We start from the raw sequence: 21,842 nt of genomic DNA on the forward strand, positions 1-21,842 counted from the left end.
AGGGCGCCTCAGCGCGCCTGGAAGCCGCCAACCACGAAGCGCGTCACCTGGTCGATCAGCGCTTCGGTGTCCTCCGGGTCGTACAGGCCCTCGGGCGTCATCTCTTCCAAGCGGTGCGTGTCCGAGAACGCGTAGAGGTAGGTGCCGACCATCAGCGTTACGCGCCAGTAGGCGTCAAGCTCGCCCAGTTGCGGCAGGGCCAGGCGAAAGGCTTCCACATAGCGCTGCGTGGACGAACCATAGGCATCCGTGCGCACCTTGTACGAGATCTCGGGCGGCTCGGTGTGCAGGCGGGCCTGCAGCCGCAGGAAGGACCGGCCCTGCGGTGTGGAGCGCAGGGCCAGCGTGGGCGACAGAAAGGCATGCACGATCTCACGCACCGTGGGCTTGCCCTTGCCCAGCAGCGTTTCGAGAAGGTCCACGCGTTGCTTCGAGATGACCTGCCCGCGGCGCAGGAAGGTCTCCTCGAACAACCCGTACTTCGACCCGAAGTAGTAGCTGATCAGCGCCTGCGTCACGTTGGTGGCGGCGGCGATCTCGCGCAGCGTGGCGCCGGCGTAGCCCAGTTTTGCGAACTGCGCTTCGGCGGCGTCCATGATCTCGTCGCGGACCGCGCTGGTTCCCTCCGGCCGGCCGGGTTTCTTCTGTTTAACCCGCTTGGTGGTCATGGTGCGGCTGGCGGTACCCGTGGTCTTCATGTAATTAATCGCTTGGCCAATAAGTGAGTATAGGGGCAGCGCTCCCAATCGAGATGCAAAGAGGCATTCCCGATGTGGCGCCTCAACTACGACCCGATTCAGCCGACGCGGCGATCGCCACATCGTGGATGTTCGCTGATCCCGTTCTGATCGCGGACGGAAAATGCGAGACCGATCCCTCGAAGCGATGACATGCCCGGCACGAAATCCGACACCGCTGCGACCCTCTTCAAGTCCGCGAAGGCCTTCGACGCATGGCTGAAAAAGCACCACGCCACGTCGGACGGGTTGTGGTTGAAGATCGCGAAGAAAGGCGCGGGCGAGCCCAGTGTTACCTACCCCGAGGCTGTCGAGATCGCGCTTTGCTGGGGCTGGATAGACGGCCAGAAGAAAGGGCTCGACGACCAGCACTTCCTGCAACGCTTCACGCCGCGGCGCGCGCGCAGCATCTGGTCCAGGATCAATGTGGACAAGGTCGCCGCGCTGGTCGAGGCCGGACGCATCCAGCCCCCGGGGCAGGCCCAGATCGATGCCGCGAAGACTGACGGCCGCTGGGGCAAGGCCTACGACAGCGCGCGCACGTCCAGCGTGCCCGACGACCTGCAGGCCGCGCTGGATGCAAGCCCAAAGGCGAAGGCCTTCTTCGCAACGATCAGTGCGTCCAACCGCTACGCTGTTCTTTGGCGCGTGCAGACGGCGGTCAAGCCGGAGACGCGTGCCAGGCGCATCGCCAGGCTGGTGCAGATGCTCGGGCATGGTGAGGTCGTGCACATCTTCAAGCCCAAGGCCAAGGCCTCAGACTAAAGATCACGCGCGGACAATGGAACGATTCGTGAGAGGCCAACATGACGCAACCACCTTCCAGGCTCATGCATCTAGCTGGCGATCGGGGTCTGGTGGAGTCGCCCCGGTGGCACAACGGACGATGGTGGTTCGCCGACTGGACTGCCGGCGAGATCATGTCACTTGGCAATGACGACGGTGCGCCCAAAACCATCGTACAAGCACCCGCGCCACCCCTCTCGTTCGACTTCCTGCCTGACGGCAGTTTGCTGTTCGTCTCGTCGCGCGCCGGCAAACTCGTCCGCAGACCTCGGATGGCGCGCTGGCAACCTACGCCGACCTCGCATCCTTCTCGAAGGGCTTGTGGAATGAGATCGTCGTGGACGGCCGTGGCAATGCCTATGTGAACGGAGAATGCCTGGTGGTCGTGACGCCCGATGGCCAGGTGCGGTCCCTCGCGGAGGGATTTGCTTTCCCGAACGGAATGGCGGTTACCCTGGACAACAGGACCTTGATCCTTGCGGAGTCGCACGGCCGACGCCTGACTGCCTTCGACATTGCGCCCGACGGCGTGTTGTCAGGACGTCGGGTTTGGGCGGACCTTGGTGAGGGAACGCCAGACGGCATTTGCATCGATGCGCAAGACTGTGTCTGGTACGCCGACGTGCCTCACAAATGCTGTGTTCGAGTCCGTGAAGGCGGAACAGTCCAGCAACGCATCGAACTCGATCGCGGCGCATTCGCTTGCATGCTCGGCGGTCCTGATCGCAAGACCCTCTTGATCGCCGCCGCTCGCTGGTTCGGTATGGATCGCATGGATGACATGGCCGGTACCGGCCAGTTGCTCGCGGCGACGGTGGACATCCCCGGTGTCGGCTGGCCGTGACTGAAGCGCCATTTGGGCGCCGCAGTCACGTAATCCAGTAAGGCGGTTCGACGTTAGAGAGGCCAACACGGCAAAGCCCTTGATCGCCAGGCTCACCACTTGTTGCGCAGCTCGCGAAGCTTGAGGAACACGGTCTTCGGATCCGGGTTCTCGGGCAGGTCGGAAAAGACTTCGCGAAGCGCCGCAATGACGCTCGGGCTGGACAGGCGCAAGAAGGTGTTGATCTGCATCTCTTCCTGCAGCGTCGTGACGCGGCCACGCGCCGGGTCTTGCCCCGCCACGTCGGGCAACAAGGCCCTGGCGGCGACGTTATCGGGCTCGCGCGCGAGAGTGAAGCGCAGGTTGTTCTCGATGTAGTCGTGACCTGGATAGACGCGCGTGTCGGCAGGCAGTCTCGCGAGTTGCTCGACGAAGGTGGTGTACAGGTCTTCCGGATTGCCGCCGTTGTGGCAGTTGCCCGCCCCTGCATTGAACAGCGTGTCGCCGGAGAACAGGGCCGGGTTGTCCGTGTGGGAGCGCAGGCAGATGTGGCACATCGTGTGGCCGGGCGTGTCCATGCACTCGAGCTCGACGGTCTTGCCGACCTTGATCACGTCGCCGGCCTCGACGCCTCGATCCACGCCGGAGATGCGAGCGCCCGACTTGTAGTGCGCGATCACCTTGGCGCCGGTCGCTGCGACGACGGCCGCATTGCCGCCGGTGTGATCGTGGTGCTCGTGCGTGTTGAGGATCTGCGTGATCTCCCAGCCCTTGGCCTTGGCGGCGGCCAGGCACTTCTGGTGGTCCAGCGGATCGATTGCGAGCGCCTCGCCGCTCTCGGGGCAAACGATCAGGTAGTTGAAGTTGCGGTATGCGTTGCCGGTCCAGATGCGCTCGACGATCATGGGTGGCTCCAGGTGCCAGGGTCGAGCGGGAAGCATAGCGCCCGCGGCTCAGGCATGCATCGGCTGAGCGCCTCACCCCTTTGCCTTGGCGGCCGTCCAACGCTGCAGCGCGTCCCGCGCGCCATTGGTCGCCGGGTCCATCAAGGCATCGTGGCCGGCACGCTTGGCGCACAACTCGATCACGTAGCCGTTGGGATCGCGGAAGTAGATGGAGTCGATGAAGCCGTGGTTCGAAACACCGCGCGTCTCGATGCCCTGGGACTTGCCCTTTGCCAACATGTCGGCCAGCACCGGCGCATCGACCTCCAGTGCGATGTGCAGATCGAAGTCATGCTGGGGCTTGAAGTCGAAGGGCATGTCGGGCGCCTCGAAAAATGCCAGGTGAGAGCCGTCATCGAGCCGATAGAACGTATGCAGCACGTTGGTCGCGCGGCCGGTCTTGGTCTCGCGGATCTCCAGGGAGCCGACCAGGGGCAAGCCCAGGAAGTTCTCATAGAAGGCGCGAGTCTGTTCGGAGTTGCGGCAGCGGTAGGCGCTGTGGTGCAGTTTGCGGATCATGGCAAGCGCTCCTCTGGTCTGGGCTTCTCGTCGGCGGAAAACCTGCGGCAGCGGGCGGACACGATGAGCCTTGGGCCCGCCACCTACAAGAGGGTCAACCCGGCCCAGTGAACCTGATTGGCGAACTCGAGGCCGCGACGAAGGCGATCAACCAGGACCACGCGGCGTTCGAACGTCTGCTTCCCAATGTCGCGAACTGGCGTTCAGGGCCCGAACTCCCATTTCCATGGCCAACCGAGCGGTCGTTCGATACTTTGAGGGCTCGGTCGCCGGAGGGCAACCAGGGGCAATACCTTGGGACCGGCAGTTGACCCCAAGGTGACCTTCGACTTCAGTTCGCAGCCAAGACCGGCCGGTCACCGAAGCCGCTCAATTCGGACGCAAGCGGACCATCGTGGCGTGGCTCGCGCGGACTGAATCGGCGGGGTGGTACGGGTCATTGTCGCGAGGCGCCCTCTACACCGTGTAGCCGTGGATGGCCGAACGACGTTCCCGATGCCTTTTCAGAACATCAAGAACACCGCCGCATTCACGAGGTATCCACCGCCCATAAGGAATATGAACAGCAGCGCCCCCAGCTTCAGGGGCTGGACGCCTGCCCGCCGCAGGCTTGCGGCACTGGTGCGCAGCCCCATCGCGGCCATCGCAGTGGAGAGCAGCAGCGTGTCGAGCTGCACGAATCTGGCAATCAGGTCAGAAGGAATCACGCCGAGCGAATGCACCGCGCTCGTCAGGATGAAAAGTACCGCAAACCATGGAATGCGCACCTGCTTCCAGCAGGCCTTGAGGCCCGTCGCTTCCTTGTTGTCGGAGGCCGATCGAAAGGATAGCCACATCAGGAACGGCGCGAGCATCATCACCCGCAGCATCTTCTCGACCACCGCGCCGTTGGCTGCGGCGGTCCCGATCGTTTGGCCGACTGCGACCACTTGAGCGACCTCGTGGATGGTCGAGCCGGCGAACAGTCCGAACGCATGTTCTGACAAACCCATATACGGATAGAGCAACGGGTACAGCAGCATCGACAAGGTGCCGAAAACCACCACTGTCGCGACTGCTATGGACACCTTGTGTTCCTCGCCGCGCACCACGGGTTGAGTGGCCATCACGGCGGCCGCTCCGCAGATGGCGCTGCCCGCGCCGATCAGCGCCGCGGTTTGCCGGTCGAGTCCGAGCCATCGGGTGCCGACCCACAGCGCGAGGCTGAAGGTCAACGCCACCATCGCCACGGCAATCAGCAAGCCGGGCCAGCCGACCGCGCCGATGTCGTGCAGCGAAATGCGAAAGCCATACAGCACGATCCCGGCGCGCAGCAACATGCTGCGCGCCAAGTCGACACCCGCGCCGGTGCGGGAGGACAGCCGAGGGAACACTGTGTTGCCGACGAGCATGCCCAGCGCGATCGCCAGCGTCATCGCGCTCAGGCCGAGTTGCGCCAGCGGGCCCCATTGCGCCAGCAGCGCGGCAAGGGCCGCCAGAAGAGCCGCGAACAGCAGGCCGGGCGCCTGAATGCGCAAGAAGGAAAAGCCGGGCAAGGCGGTGACGATGGAGTGCATCGCCCGAGATTAGGAAGCGTCAGGTCATGAGTCAAAGAGATAATATTCACCGATGCATGAACTGAAGTTATGGGGCTGAATCTCCATTTGCTGCGGCTCTTCGTGGCGGTAGCCGACACGGGCAGCTTCTCGCGCGCGGCGGAGACGCTCTGGATCAGCCAGCCCGCTGTGTCTAAGGGCATCCGCGAACTCGAGCATCAGCTCGACCTGACACTGATCGAGCGCGGCGCCGGCAAGGGCTTTCGGCTGACCGAGGCGGGTGCCTCGTTGCTTACCCACGCGCACGGCATCTTCTCGATGGAACGTGCGGCGCTCGACGACGTGCGGGCCCGGGTGGGCGTGCAGCGCGGAAGCCTGACCATCGGCGCGAGCACCACGGTTGCGAGCTATTGGTTGCCGCCCTATGTCGCCGCTTTCTGCGTGGCCTATCCCGCGGTGGTGCCGCGCGTGACCGTGGGCAACACGCAATGGGTCTGCGAGCAATTGCTCGAATGCCGCATCGACCTCGCCCTCGTGGAAGGCCGCGTGGACGATGAACGCATCGAGGTGAGCGAATGGAGGGCCGATGCGCTGGCCATCGTGGTCGCCCCCACTGCTGATCTGCCGCGGCGCACGGTCACGCCAGAGGCGCTGGCACAGCGGCAGTGGATTCTGCGCGAACCCGGCTCGGGTACTCGCCAGGCGACCGAGGCACTCTGCAATGCCCACGGCATCGCGGCGGAGCCTTGGATGGAGATGGCGAGCAACGAGGCCATCGCACGCACTGTGGCCAGCGGGGTCGGAATTTCGATGCTGCCGCGCGTGGTGATCGCCGACATGGTGGCGCTCGGCACTCTGCGCGAACTGAAGCTGGCCGGCACCGCGCTGTCACGGCCCTTGTACCGGCTGCGCCTGGAGAACCGTCCGCTGGCGCCGGCCGCGCTCAAAATGGTCGAGTTGCTCGAGCGCAAGGGCGCCGCGCCGCGCGTCTAGCCGCGGCGCTGCCTGCTCGACTGGGTGATCTCCTTCAGCCCGCGCAGCAGCGCGTCGATCAGCGGCTGTTTGGGATTGCCCGGGCTCTCTGCGAGGCCGATGTTGCGCGTCAGCGGCGGCTTGCCGAGAGGCACCTCGCGCAGTCCATAGAGCTTGCTGAGCGGGGGATCGCTCTCCGGCACGATCGAGACGCCGAGGCCATGCCGCACCATGAGCGCGATGGCCTCGCGCGAGTCGACTTCCATGATCTGGTTCGGCACGATGCCGCGCGCGGCCAGATGCGCCGCGATGGTGTCGCCGACCCAGAAGCGCTTGCCGAATCGGATGTACGGATATTCGGCCAGCAGCGCTTCGTCGGTGCGTCCCTTGGCTTCGGGAGGCGCGATGACCATCACGGGTTCGCGGGCGAACGATGTCCATTTCGTGTCGCCGATGGCGCCCTGGGGCTGGCTGATGATCAGCGCGTCGATCTCGCCGTGCTGCAGGTCTTTCAACAAGCTCCAAGCGCGGCCGTATCGCATGCGGACCTGAATTCGTGGGTGCGCGGCGCGCAGCGCGACCAGCGTCTTCGGGATCACGTTGGTCAGCACTGTAGGCGAAGCGCCGACGGTCAGCATGCCGGCCAGATCGGCGCTGTCCGAGACCGTCTCGTAGAACTGCCTGTAGGCGCTGAGCACGCCGCGCGCGCGCTCGCAAAGCAGCGTGCCAGCCGAATTCAGGCGCGCTGGTTTGCGTCGCCGGTCGAGCAGCTGCGTGTTCAACGCGACCTCCAGGCTGGTGATGTGCGCGCTGACCGCCGGGACGCTGAGAAACAGCCGCTCGGCGGCGGCGGTGATGCTTCCGCGGTCGGCGACAGCCACCAGGCTTTCGAGTTCTCGAATCGACATAACTTCAGAAATATGGAAGTTGAAGTTGCAAAAATACAGAAATACTAAGTTTATCGCGATGGTAGCCTTCGCCGCATTCCGATTTGGGCGAACCCATGACACAACCTCAAACCACCTCTTTTTCGAAGGCGAACGGCGGCATCGCCGAAGCGCCGATCACCCACCGCCTCGTGACTGCCGTCCAACTCCAGGCGATGCTGGCCGACGGCGCGGAGCTGGCACTTCTCGACGTCCGCGATGCCGGCGTCTTCTCTGCCGGCCATATCTTTTCCGCCGCCTCCATGCCGCTGAACCGCCTGGAGTTTCTTGCCGACGCGATGGTGCCGCGCCGCGCCACGCGGATGGTGCTGGTCGACGACAACGACGGCATGGCGGCGACCGCCGCACGCCGGCTGGCGTCATGGGGCTACTCGGACATCGGCTTGCTCGACGGCGGCCTCCAGGCGTGGAAGGCGGTCGGCTTGCAGGTCTTCTCCGGGGTGTACGTGCCGAGCAAGGCGTTTGGCGAGTTCGTCGAACATGCATGCGGAACGCCGCATGTCACCGCCGCGACGCTGAGCGACTGGCAGCGATCCGGCAAGGATATGCTCATGCTGGACAGCCGTCCCTATGAAGAGTTCCATCGCTACAGCCTGCCGGGAGGCATCGCCTGCCCGGGCGCCGAACTGGTCCATCGCGTGTTTGGGCTGATCAGCAACGACGAGACGACGATCGTCGTCAACTGCGCCGGCCGGACCCGCGGAATCATTGGTGCGCAGGCGCTGATCAATGCCGGCATCCCCAATCCGGTCGTCGTGGTCGAGAACGGCACCGCCGGTTGGCACCTCAGCGGCGCCATCATGGCCGAGGGTCGGACCGAGGTGGCCCCGCCCCCGACGCCGGAAGCGCTTCAAAAGGCGATCGCGGCGTCGCAGCGCATCGCGCAGCGCTTCGGTGTGAACGAGATCGACGCGGACCAGCTCGCCGTGCTGCGCCAGCGCAGCGAGCGCAACCTGTACCTGCTGGACGTTCGGACGCCCGAGGAATTCAAGGCGGGCCATCTTGCTGGATCGCGCAGTGCGCCGGGCGGGCAGTTGGTCCAGTCAACCGACCACTACGTGGGGGTGCGCAATGCCTGCCTGGTATTGGTCGACGACAACGGCGTGCGCGCGCGCGTGACCGCTTCGTGGCTCGCGCAGATGGGCTGGAAGGACGTGCACGTTCTGCGCGACGGATTGCATGCCACTGGCGCGGTGCTCAGCCGCGGGCCGGAAGAGCAGAAAGTTCTCGGGGGCGAGCACCTGGCGCAAGTCGACTGGATCTCGGTCTTCGAACTCAAGGGCCTGCTGGAGCAGGATGAGGCGGTGGTCGTCGACCTGGACACCAGCCTGGGCTACGCAGCGGGCCATATACCCGGCGCCTGGTTCGCGGTCCGGTCGCGCCTGCGCCAGAGTCTGGCCAAGTTGCCGGATCACCGCCTGCTGGTGCTGACTTCTCAGGACGGAGAGTTCGCCGCGATGGCAGCAGCCGATGCACAGGCCGCCTCCAGCGCGCCGGTTCGCGTCCTGCGGGGTGGCACCAAGGCCTGGCGCGCGGTGGGATTGCGTTGCTCTACCGGCTTCCAGAACATGGCCGACCAGAACAACGACATCTGGTACAGCCCCTACGACTACGAGGATCGCAACGCATCGATGAAGGCGTATTTGCAGTGGGAGGTCGATCTGCTCGAGCAGATCCGCAACGAAAGCGGCGTCGATTTCGACTGCGCAGCTGCTCGGTAAGGGCCGCGCGGACATGAAGCTCTACTACGCACCCGGCGCCTGCTCGATGGGCGTCCACCTGCTGCTCGAGGAGGCTGGCTGTTCCTTCGAGGCGATTCGGCTCTCGTTCGCCAAGGGCGATCAGCGCAGCGATGGTTTCCGGGCCGTCAATCCCAAGGGCAAGGTGCCGGTGCTCGATGCCGGCAAGGACGGCGTGATCACCGAATTCCCTGCGATCGCTTTCTATGTTGCGACGCTGGACCCTGCGTCGCGGCTTCTGCCGGGCGATCGGATGTCCCAGGTCCGGGCGCTCGAGCTGATCGACTACGCGATCGCGACAGTGCACATGCGTGGCTTCACGCGCCTGTCCAAGCCCGAGATCTTCAGTCCCGATGGCGATCCTGAAATGGTGAAGCTCGACGGCCGCACGATCGTTCTCGAAGGCCTGACATGGATGGATGCGCGTCTGGGCGATGCGCCGTACGTGCTGGGCGAGTTCTCCATCGCGGACGCCGCCCTGTTCATCCTGGAATGGTGGGCGCGACGGATCGGGCTGACCTTGCCGGAGCGCCTGTCGGCACATCTCGACCGGATGCTGCGCCGCCCGGCGGTGCAAAGAATGCTCGCCACCGAAGGCCTGGCGCCGGCCGCTTGAGGCGCGCCGAAACGAAACACAGTTTGCAACCCAAGGAGAATCTGCAATGAATGAGCTTTCGGTGCCAGAGCGCCGTGACTTGGCCGCCAAGGCGCTGATGCAGGCGGTGCGCCGCCACCTCGAACCCGAAGGCGCGACGCGCTCCGCCTTGTCGAAGGTCGGGGCCGAACTGGAGAAGCTGGCAACGGAGCACGCCGAGTTGTTCTCGACGGCGAGCTTCCCTGCGCCGGGCCCGCAGGACGCGGGCGGTGGAGTGCGCTACTTCATCTACACCGATCCGCAGACCGACTTCTCGCTCTACCTGAATGCCATCGATCCGGGCAAGAGCACGCCACCTCACAACCACATGACGTGGGCCGCCATCGTCGCAATCGAGGGCGAGGAACTCAACCGGATCTACCGGCGACTCGACGACGGCGCCGACTCGGCGCACTCGAAGCTGGAGCTGGAGCGCGAGTACACGGTGCGCCGCGGAGCTGGAATCCAGTTCCTTCCCGAGGACATCCACAGCATCCATATCCAGGGCGAAGCCGGCACCCGCCACTTCCATCTGTATGGGAAGCCGCTGGAGGTCCTGGAAAACCGGCTCGGCTTCAACCTGAAGACCGGCGAGGTGACGCGCTTCAACCTCAAGAACCTTCCCCCGGCGAAGCTGGCCGTCGATACGACCACCTGAATCGCCACGACCTCACTACAGGAGACACGAAACCATGAAGAAGAACTCGACAACCCTTTTGGCCGCAGCCGCCTTGCTCGCGCTCTCGGCCAGCTTTGCCGGTGCTGCAAGTGCGGACGAGGTCGACACCATCAAGGCGCGCGGAACGCTGATCTGTGGCACCGGCAGCAACTACGTTCCCTTTTCCTATATCGAAGATCAGCAGACGCGCAAGAACGTCGGCTATGACGTGGACTTGTGCGAGGCAGTCGCCAAGGCCCTCGGCGTGAAGCCCGAACTGAAATTCGTCACCACCGCTACCCGGATTCCCGAAGTGCAGCAAGGCCGGGTCGACCTCGCGCTCGCATCAGTCACGATCACCCCCGAGCGCAAGGAATTGATCAGCTTCAGCTATCCCCATCTGGTGTCCGGCACCGCGATCATCACTCCGGCCAGCAATCCGATGAAGGCCTTCTCCGACCTGGAGAACAAGCGGGTGTCGGTGATGGAGGGCGGCAGCACCGGACCGGCGGTGAGTCGCAAGATACCGAGCGCCAAGCCGATCGGCTTTCCAACTCCGGCCACTGCATTCATGGCGCTCGAGCAAGGCAAGGTGCAAGCCATGGCCGGCGACGAGACGGCACTCCTGGGCCTGATGCGCTCCACGCCGGGCAAGTACGTGATGTTCAGCGACTATCTGGTGACCGAGAAGATGGGCATCGGCGTGCGAAAGGACGAGCCCAAGCTGCTGGCGATCGTCAACCAGACCTTGCTCGACATGGAGAAGTCGGGCCAGGCCCAGGAGAGCTACGACCGCTGGTTCGGCGCCAACTCCCCGCTCAAGCGCAAGCGCAATTTCACCTTCGGCCCTGCTACGGAAGCGAACTGACCTTCCGTGCGGACTGTGAGGCAACGCTCGTCCGGCGGGTGAACCTGCTCGGACGCGTCGCCGATTGGCCCGGAACTTTCATCCGCCAGATATGAATGCCCTCATGACTTTGAACGGGACCGCCGCGCTGTGGGGCCAATACGGCGCCTCGCTGCTTGCCGGCCTCGCGATGACGCTGGAACTGGCCGCGGTGGCCATCACCGGCAGCTTGCTGCTCGGCACGCTGGTGTCGGTCGCCAGGCTGTCGAGTTTCGGGCCGATTCGCGGGCTCGCAGCCGCGTACGTCGACTTCGTCCGTTGCGTGCCGCTGCTGGTTCACGCGATGTTCTGGTACTTCGGCGCCACCGAACTGCTGCCGGCAGCGGCCAAGGAATGGCTCTACGACCGAGACGCCAGCATGATCGCGGGATCGATCGCCCTGATCGTGTATTCGGCGGCTTTCGTCTCCGAAGACATCCGAAGCGGCATCCGCTCGATCTCCAGGGGACAGATCGAGGCCGCGCGCGCTCTCGGCTTCGGCTTCTTCCGGACCTTCGTGCTGGTGATCCTTCCGCAAGCCATCAAGGCGGTGATCCCGCCACTGATCGGCCAGACCATGACCATCACCAAGAACACCAGCATCACGCTGATGATCGGCGTGGTTGAACTGATCAGCGCGGCGCGACGGGTCCAGGACACGACCTTCAGGATCGTCGAGCCGTATGCATTCGCAACGCTCTCCTATCTGATCGTGTGCTCGCTTCTGACTTTGCTTGCCATGCGCTACGAGCGCTGGTCGAAGGGAGGCGCACGTGCTTGAAATCCTCCATGAATACTGGCTGCAGATTCTCATAGGCAACTACCCGAACGGCCCGCTCGGAGGCGTCGCGCTCACCCTGCTGCTGGCCATCGCCGGGCTGCTGCTGGCCTTGCCCGCCGGCGTGATCCTGGCGCTGGGCCTGACATCGACTTGGCGATCGGTGGGGGCCGCGTCGACCGGCCTGGTCTTCTACATGCGCAGCGTGCCGCTCCTCATGCACCTGCTGTGGATCCACTACCTCGTGCTGCCGCTGCTGCTCGGCCATGCGTTGTCGGGATTCACATCGGTGCTGGTGACGCTGGTGATCTTCAATGGCGCCTATCTGTCGCAGACGATTCGCGCCGGCATGGATGCGCTGCCCAAGGGGCAGTATGAAGCCGCCCGCGCCATGGGCTTCGGCCACCTGGCCGCATTGCGGCGCGTCGTCGGGCCGCAGGCATTGCGCAACGTGACGCCCAGCATCGTCGGCCAGCTCGTGATCCTGATCAAGGAAACCTCGCTTGGCTCGCTGATCGGCCTGGCCGAGACCACGCAGCAGTTCCTCGACCTGAACGACCGACTCGGCAACCGGTCGCTGGAGGTCTTCGCCTTGCTGGCACTGACCTTCTTTGCGCTGTGCTACCCCTTGACGCTGTTCGGCCGCTGGCTCGAGAGGCGCTATGCACGAACCCCCGCGGCTGTGCCCGCGGCCCCACTTCCGGCACTGATGCCTGTGCTCGAAAGGAAGAAAGCATGATTCACTTCGCAAACGTCCACAAGAACTATGGCAGCCTGCATGTCCTCAAGAACATCAACCTCGTGCTGAAACACGGCGAGGTCGTGGTGATCTGCGGGCCGTCGGGATCGGGAAAATCGACCCTGCTGCGCACCATCAATCGGCTCGAGAAGATCGACAGGGGTGTGATCTCGGTCGACGGCGTGCCGCTCCCGACTCGGGAGCGGGACATCAATCGGTATCGGCAGGGTGTCGGCTTCGTGTTCCAAAGCTTCAACCTCTTTCCGCACCTGACCGCACTGGAGAACGTTACGCTGGCTCTGCGTCATCTGCTTGGTCAGTCGGACGAAGAAGCCCGCGCCTGCGGAATCCGGCTGCTGGCACGCGTGGGTCTTCAGGAAAAAGCCCACGTTCGCCCGGACCATCTCTCCGGCGGCCAGCAGCAACGCGTGGCCATCGCACGTGCGCTGGCAATGAAGCCTCCGCTTATCCTCTTCGACGAGCCCACCAGCGCTCTGGACCCCGAGATGGTCGGAGAGGTGCTGGCCGTGATGCGCGAGCTGGCAAGCGACGGCATGACGATGGTCTGCGTGACCCATGAGATGGGTTTCGCTCGCGAGGTGGCGGACCGCGTCATCTTCATGGCTGATGGGGCAATCGTGGAGGATGCACCGCCGGACCAATTCTTCACCCGCCCCAGCAATCCGCGCCTGCAGACCTTTCTCTCCGAAGTGCGTCGTGCCTGAAGACGCCGGAATCTTCCATCTGAAAAGCCTTCCCATGTCGCTTCATCTCGATACCCGCCTGGCCCATTGCGGTCGTCCAGCCATGAATGGTGAAAGCGGGCCGGTCAACGTGCCCATCGTTCGAACCAGCACTGTGCGCTTCAAGAGCATCGAGGCCATGCATGCACAAGTCAGGAAGCGGGCTGGCGGTTTGCCCGTCAGCACCTATGGCCGGCAGGGGATGGATACGCATCGCGCGCTGGAGGAGGCGATGTGCGAACTGGAAGGCGGGTCGCGCGCGTACCTGACGCCGTCCGGGCTCGCGGCGATTTCGCTGACGCTGCTGGCCTTGACATCCCCGGGTGACCATGTGCTCGTCACCGACAGCGTCTATCAGCCGGTTCGCAAGCTCGACGCTGGCCATCTGGCCCGGACCGGCGTGGAAGTTGGCTACTTCGACCCATTCACAGAGAGCGTCGAAGAGAGGCTGCAGCCCAATACGCGTGTTGTCTACGTCGAGACTCCCGGCTCCTTGCTGTTCGAGATGATCGACCTGGCGCCAATTGTTGCAGCCTGCAAAGCGCGCGGGATCAGCGTCGTAGTGGACAACACCTGGGCATCAGGCTACCTGTTCAATCCGTTGGCGATGGGAGCCGACATCTCCTTGATGGCGGGGACCAAGTACGTGTCCGGCCACTCCGACCTGATGCTGGGTGTGATCGTCGCTAATGATGCATCTCATGCGTCCCGACTGACCACGACCTACGAAGCCCTGGGTGTCGCTGTGAGCCCGGACGACGTCTATCTCGCACTGCGCGGGCTTCGCACGATGGCGGTGCGGATGCAGCAGCACGAACACAATGCGATGGCCGTGGCACGGTGGCTGGCGGACCACGCGAGTGTTGACAGGGTCTACTACCCAGCCCTGGAAACCGATCCCGGCCATGCCCTGTGGCGGCGCGATTTCCGCGGCGCCAACGGCTTGTTGTCCGTGGGATTTCGCGGAATCACCGAAGCCCAGCTGTTTGCGATTGTCGATGCACTCATGCTGTTTGACATCGGTGCCTCGTGGGGGGGCTACGAAAGCCTGGTGCTGCCGGCGACTTCCGAAAAGTTGTTGTCGCACCGCAGCTGGCGCGGTTCGACTGGTGTCTTGCGGCTGCATATCGGCCTGGAGAATGCGGCCGACCTTGTCAACGATCTGAGCCAAGCTGTTGGGGCGGCGCTGAAATCCTGATTCTGGTTCGGCCGTTCATTCCTGGACTGATTGCAGCCGTCCGCTTCCGAACCGTGGATGACGCAGATAAGTCCATACGGGCGTTGGCCATGTGGCGCATGAACGTCTGCAATGCAGCGATGAGCTGACTCACGATCAGCGTTCTTACCACCTACCCGCGCCAAGGGGTGACGCGCGGTAACCATCGCCTCACGTTCGCCCGATAGCGCTTGTACTCGTCGCCGAACTGCTCGCCCAGCGCAGGCTCTTCGTAGGCGACAACGAACAAGAAGAATCCGGCCCACAGGATCGCGCCGTACTCCAGCACCGTGACGCTCCCGAACAGGAGGCCCTGGCCGGCGATCAACGCGGTGACTGCGACATACATCGGATTCCGGACGTAGCGATAGAAACCGGTGACGACGAGGCGCTTGGGAGGCATCACGGGCGCTGGGGTGCCGAGGCCCTGCAACGCGAAGCGAGCGAACGAATCGAGCAAGATGGGCAACCCGGCGACGATCAGGGCCACGCCCAGCACGCGCGCGATCGGGAATAGCGGAGGCGTGAAGTGCCAGTGCGTGAGGTACCAAGGGACGTACACGGCGAGCGTGCCCGGAGCAATGACCAGGAAAATCGCGGAACCGATGATCGCGGCGGCGCGCTGCACGATGGGATCATGAACTCGAACACGGGCGACTTGCAAGTCGCGAGCAGCGCACCGTCTGTCAACGCGGACGCACTGTCTCGGCGATGCTCAGCAGGTTGAGCGGCTGCACGAGAATGGCTCCGCTGCGCGGACTATCGATGTCCGCGATGAGCATGAACGCGATCGACATAACCAGCGGCAGCACCAGCAGCAGCGCGCGCTCCTCCTTCGGATCCTTCACGCCGTAGCCGACCAGCATGTGGCAGCAGATCCCGATGGCCAGCATGAGGATCCATGCCGCGCGGGGAATCCGGTTCCACCAGGCGGCCTGGGTGTAGCCCTGCGCGTTCAGGACATCGTTCATGCCCATCGCCACCAGGGCCATCGTCGGCGAGGGCGCGGCCGCGGCCGGCCCAGCGACCGCGGACCACAGTTCAGTCTGCAACTGCGTGGTGCGAACGTTGATCTTCTTGAGTTCCTGCTCGTCGCGGGTCGTGTAGTACAGCACGCGCTGATCGAAGTAGTCGGCCAGCAGGGCGCGAACCTTGGCGGCATCGGGCCCGGGCAGCAGATCGGCCCGCAAGAATTCGGTGCCGATTGCGTTGGCTTCGGCTTCCTCGAGGTTCTTGCGCTGGTCGTAGCGGTTGACAGCCATCGAGAACGAGAAGGCGATGATGAGGCCCAGCAGCGTCAGCGCGGCGGCCTGGATGACGCCGAAGTCATCCCGGGTGCTGTCCTTGGGCGGCCACCACCTTCTGAGCAGGAGCGCCCCCGTCCAAACCGAGATCAGCAGAATCACGAAGGACAGCCCGAACACGGCCAGCGGGTAGTCCGTCACCCTTGGCATGGACTCTCCGCCGAAGTCCGATCCCTCGCACCTGCGGGCGCGTCGTCGGCATTGCGAGTGCCGGGTCTTCGATGATTTTCAGGTCGCGCGACGTGGGCAATCCAGTAGCCTCCGAGCATGTCCTACTCCTGGAGTGGTTCCGGTGCGATCCTAGCGGAACCGAGCGTGTGGCGGTCTTCAGAGCTCGTAGCGGAAGACCAGGTCGACGGCCAAGCCCTATGGTCATGAAAACAAAAAAGGTCTAGTCTTCGCGCCGCGGCGTCCGCGCGCGGTCGATCCGCAGCTCAGGGCCGGCGAGTCCGGCTCCTGCAACGACAACAAGGGCCTGCGTGCCCGAGGAGACACGATGACATCCAAAGGTCTGGCGGCCGCATGGGCCGCGTGTGTAGTGCTGTTGGCGTCCTGCGGCGGGGGCGGCAACGGAGAACCCTCCGGATTGGGCGGCAGCGCCGCCACGAGCAGTGCGAAAACCAGTGTCGGGAGTGACACTGCGCAGCAGGCGAAGCCGTCGAACGACAGGGAGAACGACAAGGACAACGACAACAGCGTGCGTCTGCGCGTGCTCTCGAGCGCCCCCGAATACGTCTCAGGTGGCGATGCGCGCATAGAAGTGCGCGCATCGCGGGGCCTGCGCGACAAGCTGGAGCTGTGGCTCAACGGCTCGCGCCTCAACGTGACACTCGCCGAGACAGAGGCCGGTCTCGAAGGCGTGATCAGCGGCCTGAAACTCGGCGCCAACACGCTGGAGGTACGCCATCGCAGCGGCAATGGCCAGCCGCGCGACCGACTCACGCTGACCAACTACCCGATCACGGGACCGATCTTCACCGGGCCGCAGCAGACGCCCTTCGTCTGCACCACGATCCAGGGGGCGGTGAACAAGCAACCGCTGGTGGATAGCGCCACGCCGCCCGGCTACCCGGTGCTCGACGGCCAGGGCGCGCTGCTGGGCTACAGCCGCGACTGCTCGATCAACACCTTCGTCAGCTACCAGTACCGCAGCACCACGGGCGCGCTCGTACCGCTGCCGAGCGACGGCTCGCGACCGCCCGACATGGCGCAGGCGACTCTGGCAGACGGACGCAAGGTGGACTTCGTCGTGCGGCGCGAGATCGGCAGCATCAACCGCTTCCTCTACAGCATCGCGATGCTCGCGCCCATGCCTGGGGCGGACAACGGAACGCAGTCCGACACCTCGCTGTGGAATGGCAAGCTGCTGTACTGGTTCCAGGGCGGCGTCGCCATCGGCCATAGCCAGGGCACGGTGCACGGCGGCTCGTTGAATCTCGACGTGCTCGGCCGCGGCTGGGCCATCGTGCACTCCAGCGGCAACAACACGGGCACGCACTACAACATGAACCTGGCCGGCGAGACCGCGATGATGACCAAGGAGCGCTTCATCGAGCGATACGGCGTCCCGATCTACACGGTAGGTCTGGGGGGCTCGGGCGGCGCGATCCAGCAGTACATGATCGCGCAGAACAATCCGGGCGTGCTCGACGGCCTGCTGCCCGTGCAGAGCTACCCCGACATGGTCACGCAGACCATCCACGTGGGCGACTGCGAACTGCTGGAGCACTACATGGACGCGACCGATCGCGCCAACGGCAAGTGGCGCGTGACCAAGAACCGCACGTGGCTGGTTGGCATGAACGCCGAGGAGAACCCCGACGGCGGGCCGAACCCGCGTGTCAACGATGCTCTCGCGCCGCTCAAAATCGCGCTGGGCTACAGCACCGCCAAGGGGTCGACCGAATGCGTGCCAGCTTGGCGCGGTCTCACGCCGCTGGCGATGAACCCCTGGTACGGTCAGGCGCCCAATCAGCAGCTCTACGTGCCGCAGAGCGACATCGCGGCCATCCGCTGGACCCACTACGACGACCTGCGCAACGTCTACGGCGTGGACGCAACCGGCGCGGCGCGGCCGACCTGGGACAACGTGGGCGTGCAGTACGGTCTCAAGTCCTTGCGGGCGGGCAACATCACCATGGATGAGTTCGTGCGCCTGAACTGGTACGTGGGTGGCTGGAAGCATCCGAGCGACATGGTGCAGGAAGGCTTCCCCTTCTTCGGCACGACACAGGCCGAGATCAACAAGGCGCTGAGCCAGCCCGGCTACTTCGACCCCTGGAGCGTGCGCAATATGCGACTGGCCACGTCCGACGCACCGGCGCCGCGCACGGCCGGGGACCCGATCGCGATGCGGGCGGCCTACACCTCGGGCCATGTGTTCACGGGGCGTCTGGACGTACCGGCCATCGATCACCGCCAGTACATGGAGCGCGAACTGGACATGCACAACAGCCACCAGTCCTTCGCCGTGCGCAAGCGGGTGCTGCAGAAGATGGGCAACAGCGACAACCTGGTCGTGTGGTTCACTGACACCACGCCCGGCACGCCCAAGGCCAGTCAGTCCATGCAGGCGCTCGATGTGATGGACCAGTGGCTCTCCAACATCCGCCGGCACCCCGAGCGCAGCATCGCAGGCAACAAGCCGGTCGATGCGGTCGACGCCTGCTTTGACCTGCAGGGCCAGCGGATGAGTGCGGGGGACGGCGTGTGGGGCGGGATCCTGGACACCCGGCCGGCCGGCGCGTGTACGCAGGCCTTCCCGCTCTACGGCACATCGCGCACCGTGGCCGGCGCACCCATCGAGGGCGGCATCTACCGCTGTACTCTCAAGCCGGTGGACAAGGCCCTGGCTGACGGCACCTATGGCAATTCGGCGCCCAGCCCGCAGCAAGTCGAGCAGCTCAAGCGCATCTTCCCCGGCGGCGTGTGCGACTACACGCGGCCGGACCAGGCGCGGCCCGCTGCCGAGTGCTCAGAACACGGGAAGGATCACGAAGTCGTAGCCATGGACCCGCGCGACAGCCGGCGGCCTGATTCGACAGGTCGGCGATGCTCGGGTTGACATCGTCGACATTGCCGTGAGGGCGGCGGGGGTCTGGCGGGATGGCGGCGAAGCGTCTTGCTGGTCTCTGCGCGCCAGGCGGCGAGTCTCGCCTTCGCGCCTGACGAGCATGGCCAGCGCGAGGCAGCCGACAGATCAGAAAGAGAGACGCATCCCTAGATCGTAGCCGTACGATTTGTCCGGAACCGGCGCGAAGCCGGCAATTGGCGCGGTGTAGAAGGCCGGGCCGCCGACCGTCAGGCCGGCGCCGTTCTTGTTGTTCAGATAGGCGAAGGTCGCGTACACGGCCGTGCGCTTGGAGAAGTTGTACACGTACCCGATCGCGAACTTGTCGGCTTCCGGCTGGTTGTTGAAGCCGAAGAAGTTTGTCGTCGTGCCGAGCACGTTGGTGCTGGTGTTGTTGTACCTGACCGCGGAATACGAGACGCGGATCAGGTCATATCCGGCGACGGGTATCGTCGCGCCGATCAGCACCCCGTTGAATCCCGGCCTGGTGACGCCGAAGGGATTGAAGGTGTTGGTCGCAAAGCTGGTGTCCATCTTGTTGTTCGAGTACTCGGCAAACAGCTTGACCACGCCGAAGTCGTAGGTCCCGCCAATGCTCCAGATATCGATGGTGGACGTCGTACCGAGGTAGAAATTGGACCCGACGGTGCTTTCGCCGTACGCCAGCGCCACATCTATCGGGCCGCTGCTGTAGCCGACGCGGCCGCCGATGTATCGGCCAGCCCGAGCGTTGTCGGCGACGGATGCCAGCGACGGGTCGGCGACGATCGCGGCGACGCCGGGAGGCGTCAGGCCGCCCGGGTCGTAGCTGGTCGATTCGTTGAAGGCATACATGACCTGCCCGTAGAAACCGCCGAGCTTCGGCAGGAAGTAGCCGATCGAGTTGCTGGAGCGCGAATACTGGCCGTTCGTCCAACCGCTCCTGACGCTTCCCGGCGAAGTCTGCCCGCTGGCGGTGCTGATGAGGCTCGTGCCGACGCCGTTCACGCCGAACGGATCGAAGAGGTTGTCGTTCCAGTAGGTCGGGGTGTAGTCCCGGCCCAGGCGAATCTCGCCGAAGCCGCCGTCGAGACTGACGGTGGAGCGGCGGTTGAATTCCAGACCTCCATTGGAGCCAACGCCTGAGCCGTCGTCCGAATCAAGGCCCACTTCCAGCCAGAAGCCAGCCCGCAATCCGCCGCCGAGGTCCTCCCAGCCCCTGAAGCCGAGCCGGCTGGAGTTGTAGGCGGAATTGGTGAGCATGGTCTGGCTGGTCGTGACGCTCGCGCCAAACGGGCCCTGAGCCTGGTTCCGGTAGCCGCTGACGCCGGTATCCACGATGCCGAACAGCGTGACATTGGTTTGGGCCGATGCTGTGCCGATGCCAATCCAAGCGGCCAGGGGCACCATCATCGCTAGGCATTTCTTCATCGCCAATCTCCTAAGGGCTATGTCCCCCCCGGCAGGACTACTTCTTGAGAAAGTAGCTCAGCGGTTAAGGATCGAAAATCCTACTTTGGTCGGATTCGGAGCAGGCCAACTGCACCGTCTCGAAGGCCGGCCCATGGTCCGCCGCATACTAAGCCATCAGCAGTGCTTCGTACTCATTACGGAAGTGGTGCAGAGAACTTTCCACCACGGTCACCGCACCGTCGATCAAGCCGCAACGACCACTGCCAGGAAGAAGGCGACACAAGTTCTCCAGCGACTCGAGATCGCTGCAAACGCCAAGTCCGGTATCGATGCGGTTGAGCACACGAGCAAGCTGAAACGTGCCGCCCTTGCAAGGCGGGCACTGGCCGCATGATCCTTGCGCGAAGAAGTTCACGTATTCCGCCACCTTGCGGACAATGCTCGTGCCTTCGGATACGACGATCATTGCGCCGGTCCCCAAACGCGAGTGCCTCTGGCGCACCGAGTCGAAATCCAGTGACACAACAAGATCATGTTTGGTGAGCAGAGTGTTGGATGGGCCTCCAGTGAAGACCGCCTTGAACTCCTTGCCTTGCAGCATGCCCCCGCCATGAACGAAAACCAGTTCTTCAAGGCTGGTTCCCATGGGCAGTTCGTACAGTCCGGGTCGCAGGACGTCACCCGAGAGGGAATAGAGCTTGGTGCCTGACGCATTGCCGAGTCCCAGGCTTCGATACCAGAAGGCGCCATGTCGCAAGATGCCCGGCACATGGGCCAGAGTTTCGGTGTTGTTGACGATGGTCGGCGCTCCGTGCACACCCTTCTCGGCAGGAAACGGCGGCTTGCGGTGCGGGAACGGAAAGCCGCCTTCGACGGTTGCGATCACGGCCGTTTCCTCCCCGCCGATGTAAAGACCTGAACTCGGCACCACAAGCAGCGACAGCGGTCCGCCGAGCAGGGCCTCGATCGCCGTGAAATGGTCATGCGAACGCCACTGCTTCACGGCTTCGTGTGTCAAGGCAAGCGCGCGAGGCTGATGTGGATTGACATAGATGATGACGTGGTTGGCGCGCGTGGCCACGGCAGCGATCAGCGCACCTTCTATGACCTGATGCGGTGTGTGCTCGAGCAGGAATCGGTCTTTGAAGGTGCCAGGCTCATCCTCGTTTCCGTTGCAGACGACATACTTGTCGCCGCCAGCTGCAGCGGCCACGGGCGCCCATTTGCGATGGGTCGCAAAGCCGGCGCCGCCCATCCCCCTCAGGTCAGCCTGCTCGATCGCCGGGATCACCTCTGCAGGCGCTTGCAAGGCCTTTGCGAGACCTTGGCCCCCGCCGTGCGCAATCCATGCGGGCAGGTCGGCGCCCACGAGAATGTCGTCCTTCAGCAGTACTTGATTTGCTGCGTGCATCTTGTCCTT

General features: G+C 64.3%; 21 protein-coding genes. 12 read left to right on the forward strand and 9 right to left on the reverse strand.

From position 1 onward, the window contains the following. Nucleotides 1–8: 8 nt before the first annotated feature. The gene (locus QTH90_RS29265; RefSeq protein ID WP_286668086.1) at nucleotides 9–698 is read right to left on the reverse strand and encodes a TetR/AcrR family transcriptional regulator; all 690 of its coding nucleotides are present in this window, start codon (nucleotides 696–698) and stop codon (nucleotides 9–11) included. Nucleotides 699–890: 192 nt separating this feature from the next. Here QTH90_RS29265 and QTH90_RS29270 point away from each other — a divergent pair, with 192 nt between their 5' ends. After that, the gene (locus QTH90_RS29270; RefSeq protein ID WP_286668087.1) at nucleotides 891–1,502 is read left to right on the forward strand and encodes a YdeI/OmpD-associated family protein; all 612 of its coding nucleotides are present in this window, start codon (nucleotides 891–893) and stop codon (nucleotides 1,500–1,502) included. Nucleotides 1,503–1,842: 340 nt separating this feature from the next. Beyond that, on the forward strand, nucleotides 1,843–2,367 hold the full coding sequence (locus QTH90_RS29275; protein ID WP_286668088.1) for an SMP-30/gluconolactonase/LRE family protein: 525 nt from the start codon (nucleotides 1,843–1,845) through the stop codon (nucleotides 2,365–2,367). 92 nt (nucleotides 2,368–2,459) lie between these two features. Here the strand turns inward: QTH90_RS29275 and QTH90_RS29280 are convergent, their stop codons facing one another. The 3 genes from QTH90_RS29280 to QTH90_RS29290 all read right to left on the reverse strand — a co-directional run bounded on the left by QTH90_RS29280 (nucleotide 2,460) and on the right by QTH90_RS29290 (nucleotide 5,365). Beyond that, a complete protein-coding gene (locus QTH90_RS29280) occupies nucleotides 2,460–3,251 on the reverse strand; it encodes a hydroxyacylglutathione hydrolase (RefSeq protein ID WP_286668089.1) in 792 nt (263 codons plus the stop codon). A gap of 72 nt (nucleotides 3,252–3,323) precedes the next feature. Continuing rightward, nucleotides 3,324–3,809, reverse strand: a complete 486-nt coding sequence (locus QTH90_RS29285; RefSeq protein WP_286668090.1) for a VOC family protein — start codon at nucleotides 3,807–3,809, stop codon at nucleotides 3,324–3,326. A gap of 503 nt (nucleotides 3,810–4,312) precedes the next feature. Next, nucleotides 4,313–5,365, reverse strand: a complete 1,053-nt coding sequence (locus tag QTH90_RS29290; RefSeq protein WP_286668091.1) for a YeiH family protein — start codon at nucleotides 5,363–5,365, stop codon at nucleotides 4,313–4,315. 69 nt (nucleotides 5,366–5,434) lie between these two features. Here QTH90_RS29290 and QTH90_RS29295 point away from each other — a divergent pair, with 69 nt between their 5' ends. Beyond that, the gene (locus QTH90_RS29295) at nucleotides 5,435–6,337 is read left to right on the forward strand and encodes a LysR substrate-binding domain-containing protein (RefSeq protein ID WP_286668092.1); all 903 of its coding nucleotides are present in this window, start codon (nucleotides 5,435–5,437) and stop codon (nucleotides 6,335–6,337) included. Here the strand turns inward: QTH90_RS29295 and QTH90_RS29300 are convergent. Continuing rightward, nucleotides 6,334–7,224, reverse strand: coding sequence for a LysR family transcriptional regulator (locus QTH90_RS29300; RefSeq protein ID WP_286668093.1), 891 nt, complete (start codon nucleotides 7,222–7,224; stop codon nucleotides 6,334–6,336). The genes QTH90_RS29295 and QTH90_RS29300 overlap by 4 nt on opposite strands. Nucleotides 7,225–7,319: 95 nt before the next feature. Between QTH90_RS29300 and QTH90_RS29305 the strand changes: the two genes are divergently transcribed. The 8 genes from QTH90_RS29305 (at nucleotide 7,320) to metC (ending at nucleotide 14,638) form a co-directional block, all read left to right on the forward strand. After that, nucleotides 7,320–8,984, forward strand: a complete 1,665-nt coding sequence (locus QTH90_RS29305) for a rhodanese-like domain-containing protein (RefSeq protein ID WP_286668094.1) — start codon at nucleotides 7,320–7,322, stop codon at nucleotides 8,982–8,984. A 13-nt stretch (nucleotides 8,985–8,997) separates the two neighbouring features. Further along, nucleotides 8,998–9,618: a glutathione S-transferase family protein gene (locus QTH90_RS29310; RefSeq protein WP_286668095.1), complete on the forward strand. Its 621-nt coding sequence runs from the start codon at nucleotides 8,998–9,000 to the stop codon at nucleotides 9,616–9,618. 46 nt (nucleotides 9,619–9,664) lie between these two features. Next, nucleotides 9,665–10,294, forward strand: coding sequence for a cysteine dioxygenase family protein (locus QTH90_RS29315; RefSeq protein ID WP_286668096.1), 630 nt, complete (start codon nucleotides 9,665–9,667; stop codon nucleotides 10,292–10,294). 34 nt (nucleotides 10,295–10,328) lie between these two features. Next, entirely contained in the window at nucleotides 10,329–11,162 is an 834-nt protein-coding gene (locus QTH90_RS29320) for an ABC transporter substrate-binding protein (protein WP_286668097.1), read from the forward strand. Between the two features lie 103 nt (nucleotides 11,163–11,265). Further along, nucleotides 11,266–11,961 (forward strand): amino acid ABC transporter permease, encoded by a 696-nt coding sequence (locus QTH90_RS29325; protein ID WP_286668098.1) that lies wholly within the window; start codon nucleotides 11,266–11,268, stop codon nucleotides 11,959–11,961. Beyond that, the gene (locus QTH90_RS29330; RefSeq protein ID WP_286668099.1) at nucleotides 11,954–12,697 is read left to right on the forward strand and encodes an amino acid ABC transporter permease; all 744 of its coding nucleotides are present in this window, start codon (nucleotides 11,954–11,956) and stop codon (nucleotides 12,695–12,697) included. The genes QTH90_RS29325 and QTH90_RS29330 overlap by 8 nt, the downstream gene beginning before the upstream one ends. Beyond that, entirely contained in the window at nucleotides 12,694–13,422 is a 729-nt protein-coding gene (locus QTH90_RS29335) for an amino acid ABC transporter ATP-binding protein (RefSeq protein ID WP_286668100.1), read from the forward strand. The genes QTH90_RS29330 and QTH90_RS29335 overlap by 4 nt, the downstream gene beginning before the upstream one ends. A gap of 34 nt (nucleotides 13,423–13,456) precedes the next feature. After that, nucleotides 13,457–14,638, forward strand: coding sequence for a cystathionine beta-lyase (metC, locus tag QTH90_RS29340; protein ID WP_286668151.1), 1,182 nt, complete (start codon nucleotides 13,457–13,459; stop codon nucleotides 14,636–14,638). Nucleotides 14,639–14,789: 151 nt separating this feature from the next. Here the strand turns inward: metC and QTH90_RS29345 are convergent, their stop codons facing one another. Together QTH90_RS29345 and QTH90_RS29350 are read right to left on the reverse strand one after the other, a co-directional pair. After that, entirely contained in the window at nucleotides 14,790–15,284 is a 495-nt protein-coding gene (locus QTH90_RS29345) for a methyltransferase family protein (RefSeq protein WP_286668101.1), read from the reverse strand. Between the two features lie 58 nt (nucleotides 15,285–15,342). Beyond that, on the reverse strand, nucleotides 15,343–16,110 hold the full coding sequence (locus tag QTH90_RS29350; RefSeq protein ID WP_286668102.1) for a bestrophin-like domain: 768 nt from the start codon (nucleotides 16,108–16,110) through the stop codon (nucleotides 15,343–15,345). A gap of 346 nt (nucleotides 16,111–16,456) precedes the next feature. On the opposite strand from QTH90_RS29350, the gene QTH90_RS29355 reads away from it, so the two are divergent. Further along, nucleotides 16,457–19,024 carry a DUF6351 family protein gene (locus QTH90_RS29355; RefSeq protein ID WP_286668103.1) on the forward strand — a complete coding sequence of 856 codons (2,568 nt, stop codon included), beginning with the start codon at nucleotides 16,457–16,459 and terminating at the stop codon, nucleotides 19,022–19,024. A 135-nt stretch (nucleotides 19,025–19,159) separates the two neighbouring features. Here the strand turns inward: QTH90_RS29355 and QTH90_RS29360 are convergent, their stop codons facing one another. Then, entirely contained in the window at nucleotides 19,160–20,440 is a 1,281-nt protein-coding gene (locus QTH90_RS29360) for a porin (protein ID WP_286668104.1), read from the reverse strand. A gap of 148 nt (nucleotides 20,441–20,588) precedes the next feature. Further along, nucleotides 20,589–21,833, reverse strand: coding sequence for a complex I 51 kDa subunit family protein (locus QTH90_RS29365; protein WP_286668105.1), 1,245 nt, complete (start codon nucleotides 21,831–21,833; stop codon nucleotides 20,589–20,591). Nucleotides 21,834–21,842: the final 9 nt, after the last annotated feature.

It is taken from the genome of Variovorax flavidus (genome assembly GCF_030317145.1).
GTDB classification, from domain to species: Bacteria; Pseudomonadota; Gammaproteobacteria; order Burkholderiales; family Burkholderiaceae_C; genus Variovorax; species Variovorax flavidus.

Excerpts from the sequence above, each read along its gene's own strand:
- QTH90_RS29265 (WP_286668086.1), bottom strand. The coding sequence starts at position 698 with ATGAAGACCACGGGTACCGCCAGCCGCACCATGACCACCAAGCGGGTT.
- QTH90_RS29270 (WP_286668087.1), top strand. The coding sequence starts at position 891 with ATGCCCGGCACGAAATCCGACACCGCTGCGACCCTCTTCAAGTCCGCG.
- QTH90_RS29280 (WP_286668089.1), bottom strand. The coding sequence starts at position 3,251 with ATGATCGTCGAGCGCATCTGGACCGGCAACGCATACCGCAACTTCAAC.
- QTH90_RS29285 (WP_286668090.1), bottom strand. The coding sequence starts at position 3,809 with ATGATCCGCAAACTGCACCACAGCGCCTACCGCTGCCGCAACTCCGAA.
- QTH90_RS29290 (WP_286668091.1), bottom strand. The coding sequence starts at position 5,365 with ATGCACTCCATCGTCACCGCCTTGCCCGGCTTTTCCTTCTTGCGCATT.
- QTH90_RS29295 (WP_286668092.1), top strand. The coding sequence starts at position 5,435 with ATGGGGCTGAATCTCCATTTGCTGCGGCTCTTCGTGGCGGTAGCCGAC.
- QTH90_RS29300 (WP_286668093.1), bottom strand. The coding sequence starts at position 7,224 with ATGTCGATTCGAGAACTCGAAAGCCTGGTGGCTGTCGCCGACCGCGGA.
- QTH90_RS29305 (WP_286668094.1), top strand. The coding sequence starts at position 7,320 with ATGACACAACCTCAAACCACCTCTTTTTCGAAGGCGAACGGCGGCATC.
- QTH90_RS29310 (WP_286668095.1), top strand. The coding sequence starts at position 8,998 with ATGAAGCTCTACTACGCACCCGGCGCCTGCTCGATGGGCGTCCACCTG.
- QTH90_RS29315 (WP_286668096.1), top strand. The coding sequence starts at position 9,665 with ATGAATGAGCTTTCGGTGCCAGAGCGCCGTGACTTGGCCGCCAAGGCG.
- QTH90_RS29320 (WP_286668097.1), top strand. The coding sequence starts at position 10,329 with ATGAAGAAGAACTCGACAACCCTTTTGGCCGCAGCCGCCTTGCTCGCG.
- QTH90_RS29325 (WP_286668098.1), top strand. The coding sequence starts at position 11,266 with ATGACTTTGAACGGGACCGCCGCGCTGTGGGGCCAATACGGCGCCTCG.
- QTH90_RS29335 (WP_286668100.1), top strand. The coding sequence starts at position 12,694 with ATGATTCACTTCGCAAACGTCCACAAGAACTATGGCAGCCTGCATGTC.
- metC (WP_286668151.1), top strand. The coding sequence starts at position 13,457 with ATGTCGCTTCATCTCGATACCCGCCTGGCCCATTGCGGTCGTCCAGCC.
- QTH90_RS29350 (WP_286668102.1), bottom strand. The coding sequence starts at position 16,110 with ATGCCAAGGGTGACGGACTACCCGCTGGCCGTGTTCGGGCTGTCCTTC.
- QTH90_RS29355 (WP_286668103.1), top strand. The coding sequence starts at position 16,457 with ATGACATCCAAAGGTCTGGCGGCCGCATGGGCCGCGTGTGTAGTGCTG.
- QTH90_RS29360 (WP_286668104.1), bottom strand. The coding sequence starts at position 20,440 with ATGAAGAAATGCCTAGCGATGATGGTGCCCCTGGCCGCTTGGATTGGC.
- QTH90_RS29365 (WP_286668105.1), bottom strand. The coding sequence starts at position 21,833 with ATGCACGCAGCAAATCAAGTACTGCTGAAGGACGACATTCTCGTGGGC.